The 20,364-nt window shown below is 56.6% G+C and carries 18 protein-coding genes; 6 read left to right on the forward strand and 12 right to left on the reverse strand.

The annotated features are described in order from the left end of the window. Nucleotides 1–41: 41 nt before the first annotated feature. The 7 genes from rfbA to GGR28_RS14265 form a co-directional block, all read right to left on the reverse strand. Entirely contained in the window at nucleotides 42–911 is an 870-nt protein-coding gene (rfbA, locus tag GGR28_RS14235) for a glucose-1-phosphate thymidylyltransferase RfbA (protein WP_183496478.1), read from the reverse strand. Between the two features lie 9 nt (nucleotides 912–920). Then, nucleotides 921–1,979, reverse strand: coding sequence for a dTDP-glucose 4,6-dehydratase (rfbB, locus tag GGR28_RS14240; RefSeq protein ID WP_183496479.1), 1,059 nt, complete (start codon nucleotides 1,977–1,979; stop codon nucleotides 921–923). After that, complete coding sequence (locus GGR28_RS14245) at nucleotides 1,976–3,298, reverse strand: glycosyltransferase family protein (protein ID WP_183496480.1); 1,323 nt, start codon at nucleotides 3,296–3,298, stop codon at nucleotides 1,976–1,978. Before GGR28_RS14245 ends, rfbB begins: the two co-directional genes overlap by 4 nt. 61 nt (nucleotides 3,299–3,359) lie before the next feature. Continuing rightward, the gene (locus tag GGR28_RS14250; RefSeq protein WP_183496481.1) at nucleotides 3,360–3,992 is read right to left on the reverse strand and encodes a transcription termination/antitermination NusG family protein; all 633 of its coding nucleotides are present in this window, start codon (nucleotides 3,990–3,992) and stop codon (nucleotides 3,360–3,362) included. Between the two features lie 132 nt (nucleotides 3,993–4,124). Then, the gene (locus GGR28_RS14255; protein ID WP_183496482.1) at nucleotides 4,125–7,241 is read right to left on the reverse strand and encodes a T9SS type A sorting domain-containing protein; all 3,117 of its coding nucleotides are present in this window, start codon (nucleotides 7,239–7,241) and stop codon (nucleotides 4,125–4,127) included. Nucleotides 7,242–7,431: 190 nt separating this feature from the next. Further along, complete coding sequence (locus GGR28_RS14260; protein WP_183496483.1) at nucleotides 7,432–9,522, reverse strand: hypothetical protein; 2,091 nt, start codon at nucleotides 9,520–9,522, stop codon at nucleotides 7,432–7,434. Nucleotides 9,523–9,549: 27 nt separating this feature from the next. Beyond that, complete coding sequence (locus GGR28_RS14265) at nucleotides 9,550–10,233, reverse strand: response regulator transcription factor (RefSeq protein WP_183496484.1); 684 nt, start codon at nucleotides 10,231–10,233, stop codon at nucleotides 9,550–9,552. 122 nt (nucleotides 10,234–10,355) lie between these two features. On the opposite strand from GGR28_RS14265, the gene GGR28_RS14270 reads away from it, so the two are divergent. Then, nucleotides 10,356–10,907, forward strand: coding sequence for a class I SAM-dependent methyltransferase (locus GGR28_RS14270; RefSeq protein ID WP_183496485.1), 552 nt, complete (start codon nucleotides 10,356–10,358; stop codon nucleotides 10,905–10,907). Between the two features lie 230 nt (nucleotides 10,908–11,137). Here GGR28_RS14270 and GGR28_RS14275 read toward each other — a convergent pair whose 3' ends face one another. From GGR28_RS14275 to GGR28_RS14290, 4 genes are all read right to left on the reverse strand, one after another. Further along, the gene (locus tag GGR28_RS14275; protein ID WP_183496486.1) at nucleotides 11,138–11,770 is read right to left on the reverse strand and encodes a peptidylprolyl isomerase; all 633 of its coding nucleotides are present in this window, start codon (nucleotides 11,768–11,770) and stop codon (nucleotides 11,138–11,140) included. Between the two features lie 7 nt (nucleotides 11,771–11,777). Then, complete coding sequence (locus GGR28_RS14280; RefSeq protein ID WP_183496487.1) at nucleotides 11,778–12,695, reverse strand: hypothetical protein; 918 nt, start codon at nucleotides 12,693–12,695, stop codon at nucleotides 11,778–11,780. A gap of 48 nt (nucleotides 12,696–12,743) precedes the next feature. Further along, entirely contained in the window at nucleotides 12,744–14,195 is a 1,452-nt protein-coding gene (locus GGR28_RS14285; RefSeq protein ID WP_183496488.1) for an MBOAT family O-acyltransferase, read from the reverse strand. Nucleotides 14,196–14,301: 106 nt separating this feature from the next. Further along, a complete protein-coding gene (locus GGR28_RS14290) occupies nucleotides 14,302–14,667 on the reverse strand; it encodes a hypothetical protein (protein ID WP_183496489.1) in 366 nt (121 codons plus the stop codon). A gap of 155 nt (nucleotides 14,668–14,822) precedes the next feature. Here GGR28_RS14290 and rfbC point away from each other — a divergent pair, with 155 nt between their 5' ends. From rfbC to GGR28_RS14310, 4 genes are all read left to right on the forward strand, one after another. After that, entirely contained in the window at nucleotides 14,823–15,362 is a 540-nt protein-coding gene (rfbC, locus tag GGR28_RS14295; protein WP_183496490.1) for a dTDP-4-dehydrorhamnose 3,5-epimerase, read from the forward strand. Nucleotides 15,363–15,380: 18 nt separating this feature from the next. Continuing rightward, nucleotides 15,381–15,788: a thiol-disulfide oxidoreductase DCC family protein gene (locus GGR28_RS14300; protein ID WP_183496491.1), complete on the forward strand. Its 408-nt coding sequence runs from the start codon at nucleotides 15,381–15,383 to the stop codon at nucleotides 15,786–15,788. A 58-nt stretch (nucleotides 15,789–15,846) separates the two neighbouring features. Further along, nucleotides 15,847–17,235, forward strand: a complete 1,389-nt coding sequence (locus tag GGR28_RS14305; RefSeq protein WP_183496492.1) for an MBL fold metallo-hydrolase RNA specificity domain-containing protein — start codon at nucleotides 15,847–15,849, stop codon at nucleotides 17,233–17,235. Between the two features lie 80 nt (nucleotides 17,236–17,315). After that, nucleotides 17,316–18,236 (forward strand): hypothetical protein, encoded by a 921-nt coding sequence (locus GGR28_RS14310; protein ID WP_183496493.1) that lies wholly within the window; start codon nucleotides 17,316–17,318, stop codon nucleotides 18,234–18,236. Here the strand turns inward: GGR28_RS14310 and GGR28_RS14315 are convergent. Then, nucleotides 18,233–19,099: a hypothetical protein gene (locus GGR28_RS14315; RefSeq protein ID WP_183496494.1), complete on the reverse strand. Its 867-nt coding sequence runs from the start codon at nucleotides 19,097–19,099 to the stop codon at nucleotides 18,233–18,235. The genes GGR28_RS14310 and GGR28_RS14315 overlap by 4 nt on opposite strands. A gap of 128 nt (nucleotides 19,100–19,227) precedes the next feature. Here GGR28_RS14315 and GGR28_RS14320 point away from each other — a divergent pair, with 128 nt between their 5' ends. Continuing rightward, the gene (locus GGR28_RS14320) at nucleotides 19,228–20,307 is read left to right on the forward strand and encodes an alpha/beta hydrolase-fold protein (protein WP_183496495.1); all 1,080 of its coding nucleotides are present in this window, start codon (nucleotides 19,228–19,230) and stop codon (nucleotides 20,305–20,307) included. Nucleotides 20,308–20,364 lie beyond the last annotated feature (57 nt).

The following is a 20,364-nucleotide window of genomic DNA, read 5'->3' on the forward strand; positions in this document are numbered from 1 at the left end:
ACCGAAATAGTTGTGAAATTTTTGCCCCGGTTTCACCTTGCTTACTGTCGCCTAATCAGGGTTTCCAGGTACAGGCCGTACCCACTCTTTCGGAGTGGGGCCGCAATGTCCGCGAGCTGCGCCGTATCGATATATCCCATCCGCCACGCCACTTCCTCGATACAGCCGATCTTTTCGTCCTGCCGTTTTTCGATTACCCGCACGAATTCCGCCGCGTCGTGGAGGCTTTCGAACGTACCGGTATCCAACCAGGCCGTACCCCGCCCCATTACCCCGACGTCAAGCGTTCCTTCCTGTAGATACGTACGGTTCACGTCGGTGATTTCGTACTCACCGCGTGCACTCGGCATTACCTGTTTAGCAATTTCGACAACCCGCTTATCGTAAAAGTAAAGGCCGGGCACGGCATACTTGCTCTTGGGTACGGAGGGCTTTTCTTCGATTGAGATCACCTTATGGTCCGCCGCAAATTCCACTACCCCGTAGCGCTCGGGATCGTGCACCGGATAGGCAAACACGCGGGCACCTGAAGTCAGTTTCGCGCTCTCCTGCAGCAATTGGGTCAGCCCCGCACCGTGGAAGATGTTATCGCCGAGAATCAGCGCGCAAGTGTCGCCATCAATAAATTCCTCCCCAATCACGAAAGCCTGTGCCAGTCCGTTTGGAACTTCCTGGACGGCGTATTCAAACCGACAACCCAGTTCACTTCCGTCACCGAGCAAATTGCGAAAGGCTTCTCTATCGTTAGGGGTAGTGATGATCAGTACCTCTCTGATTCCGGCCAGCATGAGGATGGACAGCGGATAGTAGATCATCGGCTTGTCGTACACCGGCATCAACTGCTTACAGACCGCCTGGGTAATGGGATACAGTCGGGTTCCGGAACCACCGGCAAGAATTATTCCTTTCATGCGGGTAGCTTATCGATTCTGGTACATGGTTTCGTAATAATCCTGGTACGCACCACTGGTCACGTTGCGCATCCATTCCTCGTTTTCCAAGTACCAATCAACGGTCTTGGAAATCCCCTCCTCGAACTGCAGACTCGGCGTCCAACCCAGCTCCTTCTGCAGCTTGGAGGCATCGATCGCGTAGCGCATATCGTGGCCCGCCCGGTCGGTAACATAGGTGATCAGTTTTTCGCTGCTCCCGCGTTCCCGCCCCAGCTTTTCGTCCATCGTACGGCAGATCACCTTAATCAGGTCGATGTTTTTCCACTCGTTGTGGCCGCCGATGTTGTAGGTCTCCCCGTGCTTTCCCTCGTGCAAAATAAGGTCGATGGCCCGGGCGTGATCGACCACGTAGAGCCAGTCGCGGACGTTTACGCCCTTCCCATAAACGGGCAGCGGTTTCTCCTGGCGAATGTTGTTGATAAACAGCGGAATAAGTTTCTCCGGAAACTGATACGGTCCGTAGTTATTCGAGCAGTTGCTGATCACCACCGGCATGCCGTAGGTGTGGTGCCAGGCGCGTACGAGGTGATCGCTACCCGCCTTAGTAGAAGAATAGGGACTCCGTGGGTCATAGTTGGTATCCTCCGTGAAGAATCCCGTTTCTCCCAGCGAGCCGTAGACCTCGTCGGTCGAGACGTGGTAGAAAAGCTTGCCGGAAAAACCCTCCTTCCAGGCCTCGCGAGCCGCCTGAAGCAGGGTCGCAGTGCCCACCAGATTGGTTCGTACGAAGACCAGCGGATCCTCGATACTCCGGTCTACGTGACTTTCCGCCGCAAGATGGATGACCGTATCGATGGGGTATACCGCAAAAATCTTCCGAATCGCGTCCAGGTCGGTGATATCCGCCTTTACAAAACTATAATTTCCGCTTTCCGCTACGTCGGCCACGTTTGCCAGATTGCCGGCGTACGTCAGCTTATCGAGGTTGATGATGTTGTATTCGGGATACTTATTCACCAACAGGCGCACGACATGGGAACCGATAAATCCAGCTCCTCCGGTAACCAAAATGGTTCTGTTTTTCATATGGCAATTTCATCAAGCCAGCCCGCCAGTTTACTCACCAGCACGGGGTGGCTGAATTCGGTAATGGGTTGACCATCTACCGAAGTATCAACTCCTTTCGTAAAGGCTTGGTATAATTCAAGCAGATTTTGGGCGGGAAGCGCGGGAGCTGTGTCGTAGGGGAAAGAGCGACCCCTTCCGGTATTTTCCAAAATGATTGCCACATCGCTATCGGCCGGACCCAGGTTCAGGATCGGCCTCCCGACGGCCAGGTATTCAAACAATTTCCCGGGGATCCGGCCGGAGGCATTTTCCTGCTGGTTGAGCAGGAGCAGCAGCACCTGACTATTGAGCATCTCCTGCAGGGCCTCTCCCCGACTCACCGAGCCGGCGAAGTTGGACTGCTCCAGCAAGCCATAGTGTTCGATGCGTTGGCGGACGCGGTGATCGACCTGACCGTACAGGCGCAACTCGAAATCCTCCGCAAACCCCGGCACCTCTTGTTTCAACTGGTTGATGGCCTGAAATAGAACCTCGGGGTTGCGATCGTGCCCCATAATGCCGAGGTGGGTCAGCGTGAATTTTTGGTGCGGCTTGCGCACTAGTCCCCTGAAGTCGTCCGGATCGTATCCCCAGTACAGGACCCGTACGTTTTTGGCTCCGATGCCCTCGAGATCCCGCTTCCAACTCGGACTTACGATGGTGGTCATGGTGGCCTGTGCGAAAGCTTCCTGCTCCAACCGCTCGTGCTTTCTTCTCCCCCAGGGGGCGAGCTTCAGCATCTGGTAGTAATCGACCTGGGTCCACGGATCCTGGAAGTCGGCTAACCAAGGGATTCCGGTTTGCTTACTCACCAGGGTTGCGATCCGGGTATTGCTGTGGGGCGGGCCATCGGATAGGATGGCGTCTACCGGGTTTTCATTTAGATAATTGACCAGCCGTTTGACGGATCCCCTGATCCACAGGGCGCGGGCGTCGGGAATAAAGAAGTTGCTCCTGATCCAGACGGCCAGTTCGTGCTTCCAGCCGCCACTGGTTTCGTCCGTATAGAAAACGTTGTTGACGTTCTCGTCGGCCGGTTTGCCCATGAACCTTTTGTACCAGGCGTAAGGTTCGACAATTGGTTGGCGAATTACCTCCAGGTCGGGAGGCAAGTCACGGTTGTTGCTGCTGTCAATGGTCGGATAGTGCGCTCCCGCGGCGGTGAAGATGACCGGCTCCCACCCGAAGGTGCGTAGATATTTGGCAAACTTCAGGCAGCGGAGCACCGCGATTCCACCCGACGGCGGCCAGTAATAGGAGATAATCAGTACCCGCTTTAACGCGGCTCCGCCGTCCATGTGTCGAGAGCACTATGTCCAAACCGCGCCTGCGGCAATTGAGCTTCCTTTGTACAAAACACTACCAAAGTTTCTTTTTTCCCTCCTGAGGATCCTGCTTCTCGTCGGTGCTGCCGTTATCGAGCGGAATCACGTCATCGGGAGACACCTCGCAAGTCATCAGGCGAGCGTCAAGTCCGTCAAACGATATGATAAACCTTTTCTTGCTTTTGGCCTGGATGTAGTGGCCCCGTACTCCCGCGAGGGGACCACGGCAAATTTCGACCAGGCAGCCGGGGTTCAGGACATCGGCCTTCTCCTCCACCGCCCATTCCAGCGTATCATCGGATGAAAGCCGTTTGAGTAAATCAATCTCCTTCTGGGTTACCTGACGGCGATCCGGCCCGGTCTTTACGAATCCGAACACGAAGTTCACGCGCTGCACCGTAAGTGCCTCGCGGGCAATGATTCGGACGAAGATGTATCCTCCCAATAAGGGAATCTGCCTTACACCCGTTTTTGATTTGTAGTTGAAGGGGCGGTCCCTGAGCGGAAGGAAGCACTCAATGCCCACTCGCTCAAGCTGCTTGATGATCACCTTTTCCTTACGGTGCCCTACCCGCACCGCAAACCACCGAGGCTCCACTTGGTGCAGATCGTCCGTGTAACCGGAATTTTCGGGCTTAAAGGGGTTTAAGTTCGCAGTTATCAGCACTAAGGACACCAATTTAAAGTAGGCTTCTATAGCTAAGAGAGCGCAAAGATAAACCTTTCCGGTACAAATAACGACCGCTCCGGATTCTTACGGTCCGAAGCGGTCGCTCATGTTCACAAAACTCCTCGCTTTTTACCTGGCGAGCACGAATCGCGTGGTTTGCACGGCGTCCCCTCCAATCAATTGTAGAGTATAGGTACCCGTAGGCAGGCCGGAAAGGTCGATCCGGAGCCGTTCCGCCGTAGTCCTAGCTTCCCGGATGACGCGGCCCTCGCTCGTAATAATTCGCAGGGAGGCCCCGCTGTGGAATTGAGCGGGAATAAGCGCCGTGACGTAGTTTTCAACCACGGGATTGGGGAATACGGTCAACTGATCACTGGGAAGAGCTTCGCCGGGGCCAGCTACGGGGCGGGTAGCGGGTCCGGGTCCACAGGCGGAACGACGTTCGTAGGCGCCGATGTCGCGGCTGTCACCGAATACGCGCCGCCCCGTCTGATCCACTAGTCGATCATCAGGGTCGCCCATGTCGATTACGGGACTAGGGCACTGTGGGGCGTGGGTCAGGGTCGGGCCGCCGTTATCGGCAAGCGGACCGAAGTTTGCGGACATCCCCTCCTTGTCGGTCGATTCGGCCGGGAACTGGTTGTCGAAATTGTCGCTGATGAGGTTGTATCCGTCGGAGCGAACCGATCCCATCGTGGCACCGAAGTCGGGATATATCACGGCAACGTTGCTACTGATCGCCGTTCCGGTGATCGTAAGGCTCGCCCCGGCAGTGGTCTGCATGTATCCTCCCCCGGTAGCGGCGCTGTTCATCGCGATGGTTACCTTGTTGATTTCGGCGGAGCCGGTATTTGCTAAACCACCGCCCCACCCTTCGGTGAAGTTGCTCGATACAGTAGACAGGGTAAGCGTCAGGTCACCTCCGGTGGCGTTCGTTATGCCGCCGCCCGTGGTTTTAGACCCGCCGGTTGCCGTATTGCCGGCAATGGTGGTAAAGCTGACGTCCAGCTTGCCGCCGTTGTTGTAAACGCCGCCCCCACTTACGCCCTGGCTTGAGCCGGTCACCGAGTTGCGCAGAATGTTCATTCCGGTGATGGTCATGGCGGTGCCGGACTGGTTCCAGATGCCTCCACCCTCATGGGTCGCCTGGTTACCGATGACGGTACCTCCGACAAAATTCACCATTGCGTTCATTCCCGTTACGTGGAAAGCACCTCCGTTTCCGGGTGCGCTGCCGGTCGAGTTGTTCAGGTAGTGAGATTTCAGGGATGAAAAGCTGCCATCAATCACCTCGACCGCGCCCCCGGCACGATTGGAAGTATTACCGGAAAACAGTACGCCGGCCACCACCACGTCACCGCCGGTGCTCAGGAGACCACCACCCGATCCGGAAGTACCGGTAGCCCGATTATCCGTGACTTCCGTAAGTACGCCTACGAGCATGCTTCCTCCGTTGTTGTACAGTCCGCCGCCGCCCTGGTCGGCGTCGTTGCCCTGCGACCAGTTGCCGTGAACCTTGGTACCGATGACGGTCATCAATCCGATGTTATTCCACAGTCCGCCGCCTTCGGCACCGGCGCAGTTACCACTCACCGAGCCGCCGAGCATACTGAAATCGCCATCGCCGCCAATGTGGATTCCTCCTCCGTTACCGGGACGCGTACCGACCACGTTGCTATCGATCGCCGAATACGTGACGTAGAATTTGCTGCCGGAACCCGAGGCATCCTCGATGCCCCCACCCGCACGATTGGCGTAGTTGCCCTTGATAAGCGCATCGTTCACGCGTAGGGTACCACCGACCGCATTCAGGATACCGCCCCCGCTTCCGGAGGCTCCGGTCGCGCGGTTGTTGAGGATCACGGTTTCGTAGCCGATGGCCATTGTGCCACCGTCGTTGTACAGTCCGCCGCCGCCCTGGTCGGCATTGTTACCTAATGCGCTATTCGCGCTAACCAGTGTGTTGCGAACGGTCATCTTTCCACCGCTGTTCCACAGTCCGCCACCCTCGGCGCCGGCCATGTTACCGCTTACGGAGCCGCCGAGCATGCTGAAATCGCCGCCGCTACCTACGTGTACGCCTCCCCCGTTTCCGGGATTGTAGAATACCTGGTTGCCGTCGATCATGGCGTCTACGGCGTAGGCCCGACTGGAGGGACCCGAAGCGTCCTCGATGCCGCCACCCGCACGGTTAGCCATATTGTGAGACACGGTAGCTTCCAGTACGGCCAGAGATCCGCCGGTAGCATTGAAAATACCGCCGCCGCTACCGAGCATTCCGGTGGCACGGTTGTTCGTAACGAAAGTTTCGGGACCGACGTACATCTCGCCCCCGTCGTTGTACAGGCCGCCGCCACCCTGGTCGGCTGCGTCGCCCTTGGCGACGTTGTTATCTACCATCGTCGACATGATCCGGAGTTTGCCCGTTCCGAGCCAGATGCCGCCGCCCTCGGCGCCCGCGATGTTTCCGTGAACCTTGCTGTCGTCGATGTTCAGCACGCCATCTCCGCCGATGTGAATACCCCCGCCGTTGCCGGGAGCGTTGAAGACGACGTTTTCATTTATGTGTGACCGCGAGATTAGCAAGTCCGTTCCCCCACCGGAGGCATCCTCGATACCGCCGCCGGCCCGGTTGGCTTTGTTCTCCGCAATCATGCACGAGACGAGTTCCATAGTGCCCCCCGGTCCGTTCAGGATCGCGCCGCCGGATCCGCCCGTTCCGATGGCGGAGTTGCGGGTCAGCATCACTTCACGCAGGTACATTTTGCCGGTATTGTGAATAGCACCCCCGCCCTGGCTGGGCATGTTGCCCCGCGCGATGCTGTTCTTGATGAATACCTGACGGAGGTAAACGGTACCATCGATGTTCTGCAGTGCTCCCCCGCTCTCCTTGCTCGAGCCGTTTATCATCCGAAGCTGAGCGAGGATCACCCGTGCGCCTCCCATGATGTTAAACACCCGGTTGGTTTGATTGCCGGTGAGGAAGGTGCGGTTCAATCCGTTGCCCCGAATAGTGAGGTCCTTGGCGATCTTGATCTCCGACTTGAAGTGGAAGGCTTTGCCGTTGGTAGCAGCAATGAAGGTGATCTCATCCCCCGGCATGGCATCGGCTACGGCCTGCCGTAGTGTTCCGGGACCCGTATCGGCAGTGGAGGTTACAACGATGTTTGCCGCAAGAAGTAAGGAAAGCGAGCAGAGACCCAACAGGAAGGTCATCACCAATCGCTTGGAGTAAAAATTGTCCATAGGTAGCTAGTTTGTTAATAAAGTGTAGTCATAGTCAGCCGGCTGCGCGAAGCAACCAGACCGTGAGCTGAAACTACGTAATTATTCGGCTACCCGGTTTTGTATTTTCTCAGGAAAACGAAATATTTAGCTACAAAACTCTCATTACTGAAATTTTTGTTGCATTTATCGCTCCAGTACAAATATTGTGTCAGTATCCGCCAGCCCAACGGCGCATTCCCCATTCCGCGGCAAATAGCGCGAGGAGCAGGAAAAAGATTCCCTTCAGGTTAACGACCGAACGGGTGTTGATCGTTTCGAACAGGATGGGCTTGACCGAGCCGTCGGCCTCCAGTCGTGCCGGTAGTTCAGTCAGTTGTCCCGGAAAAAGTAGCGCCCCCCCGTAGCGGTCGCTGAGCTGCCGGAGCAGTCCGTGGTCGGCTTCCAAAGCGAATCGTTCCAACTCGACGGACTGTACACTAAAACGGCCCTCACTCACCAGATTCTCCGTTCCATCGTTCACCGTGCCGCGGTAGCGATAGTTGCCTACCGGCAACCGTCCCGCGTTGAGGGAGTAGGCCGTAGCCGTCCGGGTAAACGCGTAATTGTATTCGCGCCCCTCGGGCCCCGTCACGACCAGGGTGGCCTCCGGGCCGTTGACGAGTTCGTAGCTGCTGTTGTACAGTTCGGCGTCGAACTGTACCGGCTCGTTCTCGTCAAAAATATTCTCCGCTACGCTCACCCTAAATCGCCGTTTATCTTCCTGGACGGTGAGGTACTGGGTAAGTTGGCCTACAAATTCGTCAAAGCGGGAGTGGTTCCCGTTTTCGAGGTAGTCGAATAAGCGCCACTGCCACAAACCGGACCCAAGCAGCACACCAGTGCGGCGGCCGCGGCTCTCCCCGACCACCAACAGAGGAAACTCCGTATCCACCCGGCCGATTCGTTGGCGCAGCACCACGCTGGCCGCCGGTGAGGGTACAAAGCGGCCAAAGGGTACGGAAAGCGGAGGAAACAACGGCAGCCCCCGCCGGAGTTCTTCGCTCAGGGTAAAGGAATTGAAGGTCGGATTGAAGATGGCCGTTGCCTCATTTCCCTGCACCTGCGCGCCGCCGCCCTGCACGTTGACCAGGTCCTGCGCGGCGTTGAGAATGGGAGAAGGAAGGGAAGGGCCGGTGATGAAGAGCGTAGGCACCTTCTCCTCCTCCGTACCGGCCAGCAGGGAGGATAGGCGGGTAACGGCCGTGGGAAGTTGGTGGATTACAACTAGGTCAAAATCCGCCACTCTACCCGTAAAGCGGTTGCCGTAGGCAATTTCCACCTCGTTGTTCTGTCCGGAAGCGAGCGACTGCCGGAGGGCGGAAAGGTCCGGATGCGGCGCGGCGGCCAGCAATAGTATCTTCTGGCGGGCGTCCAGTACGTCGACAAAGATGTCGCGCTGGTTGTTGGCGGCGCTCACCTCGTTCCCGATCGACGAGACGGCAATGCGGTACCGTTGCATGCCCGGGCGGTCGGCGTCGAGAATGATCTCACGGGTGGTGAAAAAGTCGGGGCCGTCGATGTTCACCCGCTCGGTATGCAACACGGTATTGCCGCTCTCCCCCACCCGACTCACGGTAAGGGTAGTACCGGCGGCAGCGGCATTGCGGGCGCTGAGGTCCACCTGAATGGAGAAGCGATCGTTGAGGTAGGCGATCCGGTTGTGAAAGACCCGGCTGACCAGCAGATCGCGGCGGCGGGTGGTATCGCCGAGCCCCACCGTGTAGACGGGGGCCCGCAGGGGGTAATTGCGGTAGGCGGGGTTGCTGCCCTCGTTGTAGATGCCATCACTCGCCAGTACGACCGCCCCTAGGTTCTGGGTTCCATACAGATCCCCGACCTCGGTGAGTACGGCATCGAGGTTTGTCTTCTTATCGCCGAAGGTGAGCGGGCCGGCTTCCCGCACCGTAGCGCCGAAGGTGTAGTCCACCACCCGGTACCGTTGGGCCAATTGGTCGCGGAGCGCCGTCCACTCGGCGGCATAGGCGGTTGTATCGGTTTCGAGCCCAACAGATTCGCTGACGTCCTGTACCATCACGATGACGGGTTCCTCCCGGTCGGTGCGTACAAAGCGGAGCAGGGGAGCCAGCAGGAGGGCGGCAAGCAGGCTATAGCCCAGAAACCGCAGGAAGGCCATTCCCCACACCAGCGGACGGGGGCCCGGCGTCGGTGCGCGGTAGTAAAGCAGCAGGGATACCGCCAGACCGGACAAACCGCAGAGGGCGAGGTACCAAATGGGGTATTCGAAGGTAAGGTCTTGCATGCGGGGGCGGGGACGCGGGAGCGGTGATTATTCTACAAACTTATACCCAACGCCGCGGACACTCAGGAAATGAGCCGGGTTTTTGGGGTCCTGTTCGAAATACTTACGGAAGGAAAGGATGAAGTTATCGATCGTGCGGGTGCTGGGATACACGTCGTAGCCCCATACCGACTGCAGGATCTGCTGGCGGCTGACCACCTCGCCCCGTCGTTCGGTCAATAACTTGAGCAGCATCGCCTCTTTTTTGGTGAGGGTGAAGGTACCCTGGTTTCCCCGGGCCTCGTAGGTGGCGAAGTTGACCTGGTTGGAGCCGAAGCGAAAAAGATCCGGTTGTACTTCCGGAGATTTACTGGTCCGCTCGATGAGTCGGTTGACCCGTAGGAGCAGTTCTTCGAAAACGAAGGGCTTGGTGAGGTAATCGTCGGCTCCTTTCTTCAGTCCCTGGATGCGGTCCTGTGCCTGGTCCTTCGCGGTGAGAAAAATGATGGGGGTATCACGGTTGGTGAGGCGAATTTGCTCAACGACCTGAAATCCGCTGATTTCCGGAAGCATCACGTCTACGATCATTACGTCGAAGTGCTGTTCGCCGGCGTGCTTGAGGGCGCGGCGGCCGTCTTCGGCGGTGACGACCTCGAAATTCTCCATTTCGAAGTTGAGTTTTACGGTTTCACGAATGTTCTCTTCGTCTTCGACCAAAAGGATGCGTAGCATGGATGGGGATTTGCTGATTCTTACAATCCGCCGTCCTTAATGGTTGCGGGCTTTGGAAGGCCCGTGGCGCGTCCTAACTAATTTATGTCGTTCTTTGTCTCTCCCTCGACGACCGAAATTCTATGAATAACTGGACCTTCTTTCGGGAAGCCCTGAAAAATTTTCGCTCCACCGGAGCCATCGCGCGGGCTTCCCCCGCCCTGGTCAAGCGACTCATCAACTCCATTCCGTCGAACGTCCCCCTTCGCGTTGTAGAGCTCGGTCCCGGGGAGGGGTGCATCACCCGTGCCCTGCTGGATAAGATGAGCCCGGACAGTCGGCTGACCGTATTCGAGATCAACCCGGCCTTCGTGGGAAGGCTGCGCACCATCGATGATCCGCGACTGGTGGTGGAACCCGTAGGTGCCGAACGCCTCACGGAGCATTTTGCAAAGGGCAGCGTGGATTATGTTGTGTCCAGTCTGCCGCTCAGCATGATCGAGCAATCGGTTAAGGAGGAGATCATCCGGCAGTCGCAGGAAATTCTTCGTCCCGGTGGTCAGTTTCTACAGTACCAGTACGCTCTTCAGGATTACGGCTTACTGAAGGACAATTTCAATAGTGTCTCCGTCAGTTTCACGATCGCTAATCTACCGCCGGCCTTTGTGTACAGCTGTTCGTTGGGGATGCTGTAGCTGGAGTGGTTCGTGGCGTCTCGCCGCGGTTGTCGCTTAACGCAGATTCCGCGGATTGATCGCAGAGTTAGTCCGTGACGTTGCACGCCGAGCTTTTCCACCACGGATGACCACCGATTAGATACGGATCAAGACGGCAGGCTAACTAGCGTCAATCAACGCGCGAAGGCCGTGGAGTTGCACGCCGAGCGAGGCTCGCCCGTCAGGCTGCCGGGCCCCGGCAGCCCCACCTACTTTATGATCACCTTTTCGATTACCACATCCTCCAGGGGGCGGGCGTACTGACCGGTTTCCACTTCGGCGATGGCCTCCGCTACGTCCATGCCGGTGACGACCTCACCGAAGACGGTGTAATCCTGGTCGAGGTCAGGACGGCCACCCACGGTTTTGTAGGCCTCGCGCTGGGCCTCACTGTATGTGATGCCTTTGATGCGCTCAATCTGGTCGAGGGAGTTATCGGTTTGCAGCTCACCGGTCACGATATAAAACTGGGAGCCGCTGCTGCGCTTTTCGGGATTCGGGGTGCGGGCGGCGGCCAGAGCACCGTGAAGGTGGGGCGCGCCGATCTCGTGGTCTATTTCGTAGCCCGGGCCTCCCATACCGAGGGTTTTATCCATGGCAGCTCCCTTGCTTGTGGGATCGCCTCCCTGAATCATGAATCCGGGAACAACGCGATGAAAGAGAGTACCGTCGAAGAATCCTTCATTGGCCAATTTGATGAAGTTGGCGGCGTGGCGCTCGGTTTCGGGGTAGAGCATTACCTCGATATCGCCCCGGTTGGTTTGAATGACGGCGTGGGTGGGGCCGGCGGGTTGGCAGTGCATCAGAAGTACGAGTAACAGGCAACAGAATATCGCGCGCATGGGGATGTCAGTTAAGTAAATGACCCGGTTGGGTGCTCAAATGTAGCTGAATGGTATCAAGTAGGGCTTCATTGAACTTCCTGACTCCGGATTTATTAAAATGGTGATGATCGTAATAATCTATTGAATCATTGAGATTCAAGTCAATGTCATTAAAATTATAATAGGTCGCTAAAGAGTCCATAACACTGCTAAAGGAATCTATGCCTTTTAAAGTTCTATAATAGTTTTTTGTAACTGGGGCAAACACCAGTATTGTCTCTATTTTACGATCCTTGAGGATTTGAATCATTTGTTTAAAGGCTTCCAACTGGTCCTCGCGAAAGAAAATTTCGTTAGGTGGGAATTCTTCCTCAGATGCGTTTGTGCGAATGGTTTCAACATAACCACCACTCCAGTATTTATCATCACCGGTTTCACTAGGCTCTGTTTCTTTGGTTTCACCCAGGATATTTCGCTCTATAATGCCGTAGGTTAGGGTATTCCATACTATTGGATTCCAGTATGTAAGCGCGAGCTCAATGGTGGACTCATCTAATTCGCCATTGGCAATTACATCCAACATGGATTCGACCCCGTCAATAGCAAAGATTACGGGGTAGACCTCATAAACTACCAATTTGGGGTTAAACCTATTCAAATATTTCTCGAGTAACAACTTTCCCTGCAGCGGCGTCTGACCCTTTGACCCTAGCACGAATGACTTGTATCCTTTCTCGTGAAAATACTGTGTATTGAAACCCCTATAGGCGTGAGAAGATCCCATAAACAAAATATCTACATTCGTAACCGTGTCCGCTTCCACCAGACGAGAGTATAGATATCCGGTGGTAGCTGGCCGCCATCTTATATTAGGCTTTAAATAATCAGGTGCCAAACTTTCCCACACCAAGATTCCGATTGGATAGCACAGCAATGCAAACAAACAGAAGCTCAATGTTCTTACAACAAATTTTCTCCCTGGAGTCATCTGTTAGAATTGAAAATAAATGAAAGGTGTCTCGTGTGTTGGTATAAAAATCAAGATACACATCAAGATAAATGCGTAAAAGCTCCATCTAAATACCCAATGCCATTCCAGACCTAAGCGTTCCAAAGCGTGCAGTCCAAATCTCCCAAACCACTCAATTACCAGCATGAGTACAATCAGGGTAATGGTGTATGCAGCCTGACCGATATCTATGGCCGATGGAAAACTGAGCAGGGTGAAATTCAGCATCCCGCCTAAATATTGTATGGCATCTCCCACCGTTGGCGAGCGGAAAAAGATCCAGGCTACCACGGTTAGGCCGAAAGTGACTGCAATCTGAGTCAATTCCTTAAAGGACGGCAAAACTCTCCCCTCCGCAATTTCTCCCTGATGTTGCCTATTTTTCTTCGCTAGTAACAAGGGGAGAAAATACAAGGCGTTCAGCGCGCCCCATACGATGAAGGTCCAGTTAGCGCCGTGCCAAAATCCGGAGACCAGGAAAATGATGAAGACATTTCTTATGGTCACCCATTTACCCGCGCGGCTTCCCCCAAGTGGGATATAAACATAGTCCCGAAACCAAGTAGTAAGAGAAATGTGCCACCGCCGCCAAAACTCGGCAATGTCCCGGGAGAAGTACGGAAAGGCAAAGTTTTGCATTAGATCGAAACCCAAGAGCCTTGCCGTGCCGATGGCTATATCGGAGTAACCCGAAAAATCTCCGTAGATCTGAAAGGTGAAGAACAGCGCACCAAGCAGCAGGGTGCTTCCGTCGTGGGCTTCATAATTATTGAAAATCTCATTGGCCAGCTCGCCGCAATTATCAGCAATTACAACCTTCTTAAAAAAACCCCACAGTATTTGCCTCATGCCATCAACAGCCAAGGGATAGCTGAAGGTTCGTCGGCGCAGAAACTGGGGCAGCAGATGGGTGGCACGTTCGATCGGGCCGGCGACAAGCTGGGGAAAAAAGCTGACGAATGCCGAAAAAGCAAGAAAGTTGTTGCTTGGCTCCAAACGCTTCTGGTAAACATCTATTGAATAGCTCAGCGTCTGAAAGGTATAAAAGCTAATGCCTACGGGCAGGACTATTGATAAAGTATAGGGATCGAAGGGGTACCCAAAAATTGTGAAGGCTTCAGTGAAACTTTCAACAAAGAAATTGTAATACTTAAAAAACCCGAGCAGGCCCAGATTTATAAAAAGACTAAAGAATAGAAGTATTTTCCTTGCGTCGGGTGCCGCCGTATCCCCCAGCCTTCTTCCTACGCTGTAATCCACGACGGTGCTGAAAAAAATCAAAAAGAGGAACCGCCAATCCCACCACCCGTAAAAGACATAACTGGCCAGTACGATCAATGCGTTCTGCATCCATAGGGCTTTTCGGTTAAGCAGCCAGTATAGCACTAGTACTAAGGGGAGGAAAATGGCAAAATCCAAGGAGTTGAAGAGCATAGCTGTAAAATCTCCGCAAAAGTATACATTTCTGTTGTGCAAACTGGCCTGAGCCTACTTGCCTTGGCTTTGTGACCGAACCGCACGATTGGATCATCCCCTCGTTTTACCCCAGCATCCCCTCCTCCGTCTCCAGCTCCTCGAAGTAGGCAATGATTCGTTGCTTGAGCAGTTGCTCCTGCCCCTGGAGGTCGGTCGGCGGGATCTTTGCGGTGAGTTCGTAGTGGGGCCAGCCGTCGTCGTCGCGACCCACGAAGCGGTAGTGTCCTTCATCGGCCAGCAGGCGGCAGACAGCAATGTGCATGAGGTCGCGCTTCTCCTCCTTGGTGAAATCGGCCTGCCAACGCCCAAACTCCTGTACGCCGATGAGGAAGAGCAGGGCGTTGAGGTCCGGCAGGGCGTCGCGGTTGAAGCGGTCCTTGATGAGGTGGCGGACGCGTTGGTAGGCGAAGTCTTGTTCCCAGTCGGTCATGGGGGGGATAGGGATTGAGGGATAGAAGGGATTGAGGGATAGAAGGATTGAGGAGAATACTGCTACCTTGGCCGGAGGTGAATCCGCTGATCTGTTCTAACGATGAAAGGGGTGTTGCCGGTTGAATCTATTTTACAAAAAGTGGAACGAACACTATGCCGTTTAAGACTACCCCCCTGGAAGGGCTTCTTATATTTGAGCCGCGCGTTTTCGAGGATTCGCGTGGATACTTTTACGAATCTTACAACACCAAGACGTTCCGCGAGGCCGGTATTGAGACCACCTTCGTACAGGACAATCAGGCGGCGAGCACCAAGGGCGTTCTGCGGGGCCTTCACCAACAGACCGGCCACGCTTCCCAAACAAAGCTGGTAAGGGTAATTTCCGGAGAGGTCTTCGATGTAACCGTGGATTTGCGTCCGGATTCTCCTACTTACCACCAGTGGTACGGCATTTACCTGAGCGGGGAGAACCACCGACAACTGTACATCCCCCGTGGCTTCGCGCATGGCTACCTGGTCACTTCGGAGGAGGCCACCTTTGTCTATAAGTGCGACAACTTTTACGCTCCGGAAACCGAGCAGGGCTTCCGCTACGACGACCCTGCCTTCGGGGTGGAATGGCCGAAAATGGAAGGAGGATACACCGTGGCGGACAGGGATCATACCTGGCCCCTTGCTAACCTGAACCCCTGAATAGCTGTTAAGGGAATCATGGAACCATCTCACCCCATCCTCTTTTTCGACGGCGTTTGCAACCTCTGTAATGGAGCGGTACAGTTCATCCTCAAGCACGACCGCCGGGGCGTGCTGCGCTTTGCTAGTCTGCAGTCCGATCTCGCGGCCGAGCTGCTTCCTCAGTACGGGGTCGATCCCGGTGCGCTGAGCTCCGTGGTCCTTTACGAGAACGGCAAGGTGTATACCCACAGCGACGGCGTGCTCCGGACGCTTAAATTGATGGGCGGCCCCCTATCTTATTTGTCCTATCTGGGAATCGTGCCCCCCTCGCTCCGCGACATCGTTTACGACCTGATCGGGTACAATCGGTACAGCCTGTTCGGCAAGCGGGAACAGTGTATGCTGCCCCGACCCGAGTGGAAGTCGCGGTTCGTTGCCAGTTAAGCCGGCTATTTAGCTGAATTCTTTGGACCTGCGACCCCGCCCGCTGTAAATTCCCCGCATGAAAGTACAGTTCTGCGGCGCTGCCCGCGAAGTGACGGGTTCGGCCCACCTGATTACCCTCGACGACGGATACCGCATCCTGCTCGATTGCGGCCTCTACCAGGGGCGCAACGAGGAAATGGAGAACTTCAACCAGCACTTCCCCTTCGACCCCGCCAGCATCGACGCGCTCGTCCTGTCTCACGCCCACATCGACCACAGCGGACGGATACCGAAACTCGTGCGCGACGGCTTTCGGGGCAGCATCTACGCCACCCACGCAACCCGAAGCCTGTGCGCCATCCTGCTGCTCGACTCCGCCTTCATCCAGGAGAAGGACGCCGAATACTACAACCGAAAGAACAACGATCGCCGTGAACCGCTGTACGTGCGCGCCGACGTAAAACCCACCATGGAGCGCTTCGTTGGGCTACCCTACGGCGAGTGGATGGAGCTGAAGTCGGGGGTGGAACTACAGTTCCGCGATGCGGGCCACATTCTCGGCAGCGCCAGCGTGACGCTGCGCGTGAAGCGTAGCGACGGACGAACGACCACCCTGGGCTTTACCGGCGACGTGGGGCGTCCCGACCGGCCAATCCTGCGCGACCCCCATAAACTGCCCGATTGCGACTACATTATCTCCGAATCTACCTACGGCGACCGCGAGCACGAGTCTCCGCCCAACGAACTGAGCCGCTTCCTGGGCATCATCCGGAGTACCTGCGTAAAGAAGCGGGGCAAGCTGCTTATCCCGGCCTTCAGCGTGGGCCGTACCCAGGAGATCGTGTACATGCTCGATCAGCTGGAGAGCAGTGGAAAACTGCCGCGGATACCGGTGTTCGTGGATAGTCCGCTGGCCGTAAACGCTACTACCGTATTCGGCTCCCACCCGGAGTGCTACGACGCCGACTTGCAGACCTACATGCTTACGGACGACAATCCCTTCGGCTTCAACGACCTGACCTACACCCAGAGCGTAGAGGAAAGCAAGGCCCTGAACTACTTGGACGGGCCGGCCATCATCATCAGCGCCAGCGGCATGATGAACGCGGGTCGCAGCAAGCACCACCTGGCAAACACCATGGGCGATCCGAAGAACACCATCTTCATCGTCGGCTACTGCGCGCCCGGTACGCCGGGGGGTAAACTACGCGACGGGGTGGAGGGCATGAAGCTCTACGGACAGTACCATACCCTGAGGGCCGACGTGGTGATTATGGACTCGTTCAGTGCCCACGCCGACCGATCGGAGCTCATCAACTTTTTGAACGGGCAGCAGGATAGTTGTAAGAAGATCTTCCTAGTCCACGGCACGCTGGATCGGATGGAGGCATTCGGGGAGGGACTGACGCGTGCGGGTTTCCGGAAGGTGACTGCTCCGAAGTTGGGGGACGAGGTGGAGTTGTAGTGGGTTTGACCGGAGATTATTCAACACGGATTTGGACAGATTTAGGGCACAGATTTTCACGGATTCGCCTCGCTGCCGTCGTGCTTCTTTTTCTAGCCGGTTGCGGGGAAGCACCGCCGACCGCCCCGCCGCAGTACGCCTTTTATCACTGGGAGACCAGGCTTGATCCGCACCCGGGGCGAGTGGCGGAATACGGTGCGGACCGGCTGTACATTAAGGTCTTTGATGTGAGCTGGACGGACGGACGCGCGGAGCCTTCCGCGCTGTTGGAGGTTACGGATAGCCTAAAAATGGCCGCCGTACCCGTCGTTTTTATCACCAATGAAGTGTTTACGCACTCCGGTCCTGATCTGGCCGCAAGGATTGCAGGGCTTATTGAGCAACGGTTTCCCTTCCCATTTGGCGAGGTGCAGATCGACTGCGACTGGACGGCCGGGACGCGGGAGGCCTACTTTGCCTTTCTACGGCGGCTCGGTGAGCTTTTACCCGACAAGCAAGTCAGCTGCACCGTTCGCTTGCACCAGTACCGAGATCGGGATGCACAGGGCATTCCACCCGTTGACCGGGCCGTACTGATGGCCTATAACACCGGCGATCTGGGCAGCTGGGAAACCGAGAACTCCATTGTGGACACGGTGGTTATCGGCCGCTACACCGCTGGGCAGCCCCCCTACCCGCTTCCCCTCGATCTGGCCGTTGCCGTGTACGACTGGGCGGCCGTCTACCGCCAGGGCGCGCTCGCCTACCTCATCAACGAACCGGATCTGACGGAACTGGCGGATAGTAGTCGGTTCGCCGCCCTTGCGCCACTGCGGTATCGTGTAGACCGCTCCACATACTTCGCCGGCCTGTACCTCTACCGCAATGACCTGATCCGGCGGGAGGTTGCCGACCGCCGGGGGGCGCTCCGGTTGGCCGCTTCCCTCTGGCCCCAGATTGCTAACCGGGGCAGTGAACGGGTCATCTTTTACCGCATCGGCAGCCGGCAGTGGCGGGATTAGCGTCGCCTGAGCCGTCGGGCAATGGCGTGCTTGCGGAGTCGCGTAGCTTCGGCACCTACGTACAGGAATCGCTCGTCGAAGATTGCCACGGCCTCGTGTTGGGTAGGGATAGCCCAGGCAATACCACGGCGTCGGACCCGACCACTGAGGAAGCGGTCATCGGGGTAATCGGTGAGCGTTATGAGGGAGGCCGAGCTGCTGGGGAGAAAGCCGAGGAGTCGGCGGAAATTATAGGCTACCAGGTAGAGTTCGCCCGTTTTTGGATCGAGGGCGGCTCCGGTGACCACGCGGCGGGGGAGGTACAGGCTGTCGACAAGCTCGGCCACGTAGGTGCCGGGCCGGGCCGGGAGGCGGTAGTGTCTGACGTAAAAGGGGCGGTCGCCAAAAAGGATATCTTTGGTGAAGAGGTGAAGATTGCCGTTGGCCGCTACCATTGCTTCGCAGTCGTAATTGCCGGCGGCCAGGCGACCTTCCCCGCTTTGTCCGGGGTAGATAAACACGATGGAGTCGGTCTGCGAAGTACTGCGATCGTAGCGGTAGATCACCCCGTGGGTCCGCCGGCCGGTATTGTTACCGAAGTCGCCGACGTACAGCAGGCCCTGCGTATCTACGGCAATGTCTTCGTAATCTAGCGCACCCGCATCCAGCGTATCCATCTTCAGCAGTTTGCCCCGGAGATCGGTGGTGTAGAGGTAGGGGCCGTCGCCGCTGTCGTTGTGCCAAATCATTCGTTCGGCCTCAATGACCAGTCCGGAAGCTTCGTTTATCACGGGCGCCAGCCGAATCTTGCGGGGAGGCTTAGTGGCACTACAACCAAGCAGCAGTAGGGCGGGGACGCAGGAGCAGAGTAAACTCAGTTTCATCGGGGGGTGAAGGTAGCCGTTTGACCACGTCCGTGGCGTTTGCCGTACCGAAATGCTTTTTGGCCGGGAACCCAACGAATGAGGCGTCGGTTACGCTATATGTAGATTGCCCCAGCATAAACCAACCCATGCCCCGACGTACCCTTAAGCTGATCACCACCACCGACGACGACCGGCCGGTCTACGTAGCCGGATCGTTCAACAACTGGCAGGCCGCCGACGAGGCCTACCGCATGCAACCCGACGGGAAGCCCGGCAGTTACCGCCAGACCTTTCACTTCAGTCCCGAGGATCACCGCATCGAGTACAAGTACACCCGCGGCGGCTGGGAGGGCGTCGAACTGGGCCACCACGGAGAGAACGCGCCCAATCACCAGCGCTCAACCGACACCCGCTGGACCCTGCCCGATCAGGTGTACAACTGGGCGAGTCCGGGACTGGAGTACCGCGATGAATACCTGCCCCAAATCGAGGTCATCCACGAGCACTTCGAGATTCCGACGCTTATCCGGACCCGGCGGGTAGCGGCCCTGCTTCCCCACGACTACCACGAGACCGATAAGCGCTACCCCGTGCTCTACCTCCAGGACGGGCAGAACCTGTTCGACGACTACGCGCCCTACGGCAGTTGGGGGGTGGACAAGCGACTGGCGAAGCTGGCCGAGGAGGGAATGGGAGACCTCATCGTGATTGCCATCGACCACGCCGACACGGAGCGGGTGAGTGAATTCACTCCTTCCTTCCGCACCAAACTGGGTAAGGGAGACGGCAGGCACTACGTACGCTTCCTGGCCGAACAGCTCAAGCCCTACGTGGACGCGCATTTCCGCACCCGGCCGGAACCCGAGAGTACCGGCATCGGGGGTAGCTCGCTCGGTGGGCTTATCAGCATCTACGCCGGCATTCTGTACCCCCAGGTGTACGATCGCCTGATGGTGTTCAGTCCCAGCCTCTGGGTAACGCCCGAGATTCCCTTCAACCTAATGAAGCTGACCCACAAGTACCGGGGCCGCATCTACCTCTACGGTGGCGAAGCGGAAAGTCAGACCATGGTGCCGAATATGGAGCGATTCCAGGAGCAGATCCTTGCCCAGACCGGCACCACCCGATTGGAGATTAAGCTTGCCGTCGATCCCTTCGGACAACACAACGAGGCGCGCTGGGGGAAGGAGTTCCCCAAGGCAATTCAGTGGCTATTTTTTAGCTGACGGTTGCTATATTCGGATTTCCTATCTTTGGCAACATCGTCGCTTAACCTTCATACA

This window comes from Neolewinella aquimaris, assembly GCF_014197245.1.
Lineage (GTDB): Bacteria > Bacteroidota > Bacteroidia > Chitinophagales > Saprospiraceae > Neolewinella > Neolewinella aquimaris.

Excerpts from the sequence above, each read along its gene's own strand:
- GGR28_RS14305 (WP_183496492.1), top strand. The coding sequence starts at position 15,847 with ATGAAAGTACAGTTCTGCGGCGCTGCCCGCGAAGTGACGGGTTCGGCC.
- GGR28_RS14275 (WP_183496486.1), bottom strand. The coding sequence starts at position 11,770 with ATGCGCGCGATATTCTGTTGCCTGTTACTCGTACTTCTGATGCACTGC.
- GGR28_RS14290 (WP_183496489.1), bottom strand. The coding sequence starts at position 14,667 with ATGACCGACTGGGAACAAGACTTCGCCTACCAACGCGTCCGCCACCTC.
- GGR28_RS14255 (WP_183496482.1), bottom strand. The coding sequence starts at position 7,241 with ATGGACAATTTTTACTCCAAGCGATTGGTGATGACCTTCCTGTTGGGT.
- GGR28_RS14260 (WP_183496483.1), bottom strand. The coding sequence starts at position 9,522 with ATGCAAGACCTTACCTTCGAATACCCCATTTGGTACCTCGCCCTCTGC.
- GGR28_RS14270 (WP_183496485.1), top strand. The coding sequence starts at position 10,356 with ATGAATAACTGGACCTTCTTTCGGGAAGCCCTGAAAAATTTTCGCTCC.
- GGR28_RS14245 (WP_183496480.1), bottom strand. The coding sequence starts at position 3,298 with ATGGACGGCGGAGCCGCGTTAAAGCGGGTACTGATTATCTCCTATTAC.
- GGR28_RS14265 (WP_183496484.1), bottom strand. The coding sequence starts at position 10,233 with ATGCTACGCATCCTTTTGGTCGAAGACGAAGAGAACATTCGTGAAACC.
- rfbB (WP_183496479.1), bottom strand. The coding sequence starts at position 1,979 with ATGAAAAACAGAACCATTTTGGTTACCGGAGGAGCTGGATTTATCGGT.
- GGR28_RS14320 (WP_183496495.1), top strand. The coding sequence starts at position 19,228 with ATGCCCCGACGTACCCTTAAGCTGATCACCACCACCGACGACGACCGG.
- rfbC (WP_183496490.1), top strand. The coding sequence starts at position 14,823 with ATGCCGTTTAAGACTACCCCCCTGGAAGGGCTTCTTATATTTGAGCCG.
- rfbA (WP_183496478.1), bottom strand. The coding sequence starts at position 911 with ATGAAAGGAATAATTCTTGCCGGTGGTTCCGGAACCCGACTGTATCCC.
- GGR28_RS14300 (WP_183496491.1), top strand. The coding sequence starts at position 15,381 with ATGGAACCATCTCACCCCATCCTCTTTTTCGACGGCGTTTGCAACCTC.
- GGR28_RS14315 (WP_183496494.1), bottom strand. The coding sequence starts at position 19,099 with ATGAAACTGAGTTTACTCTGCTCCTGCGTCCCCGCCCTACTGCTGCTT.
- GGR28_RS14285 (WP_183496488.1), bottom strand. The coding sequence starts at position 14,195 with ATGCTCTTCAACTCCTTGGATTTTGCCATTTTCCTCCCCTTAGTACTA.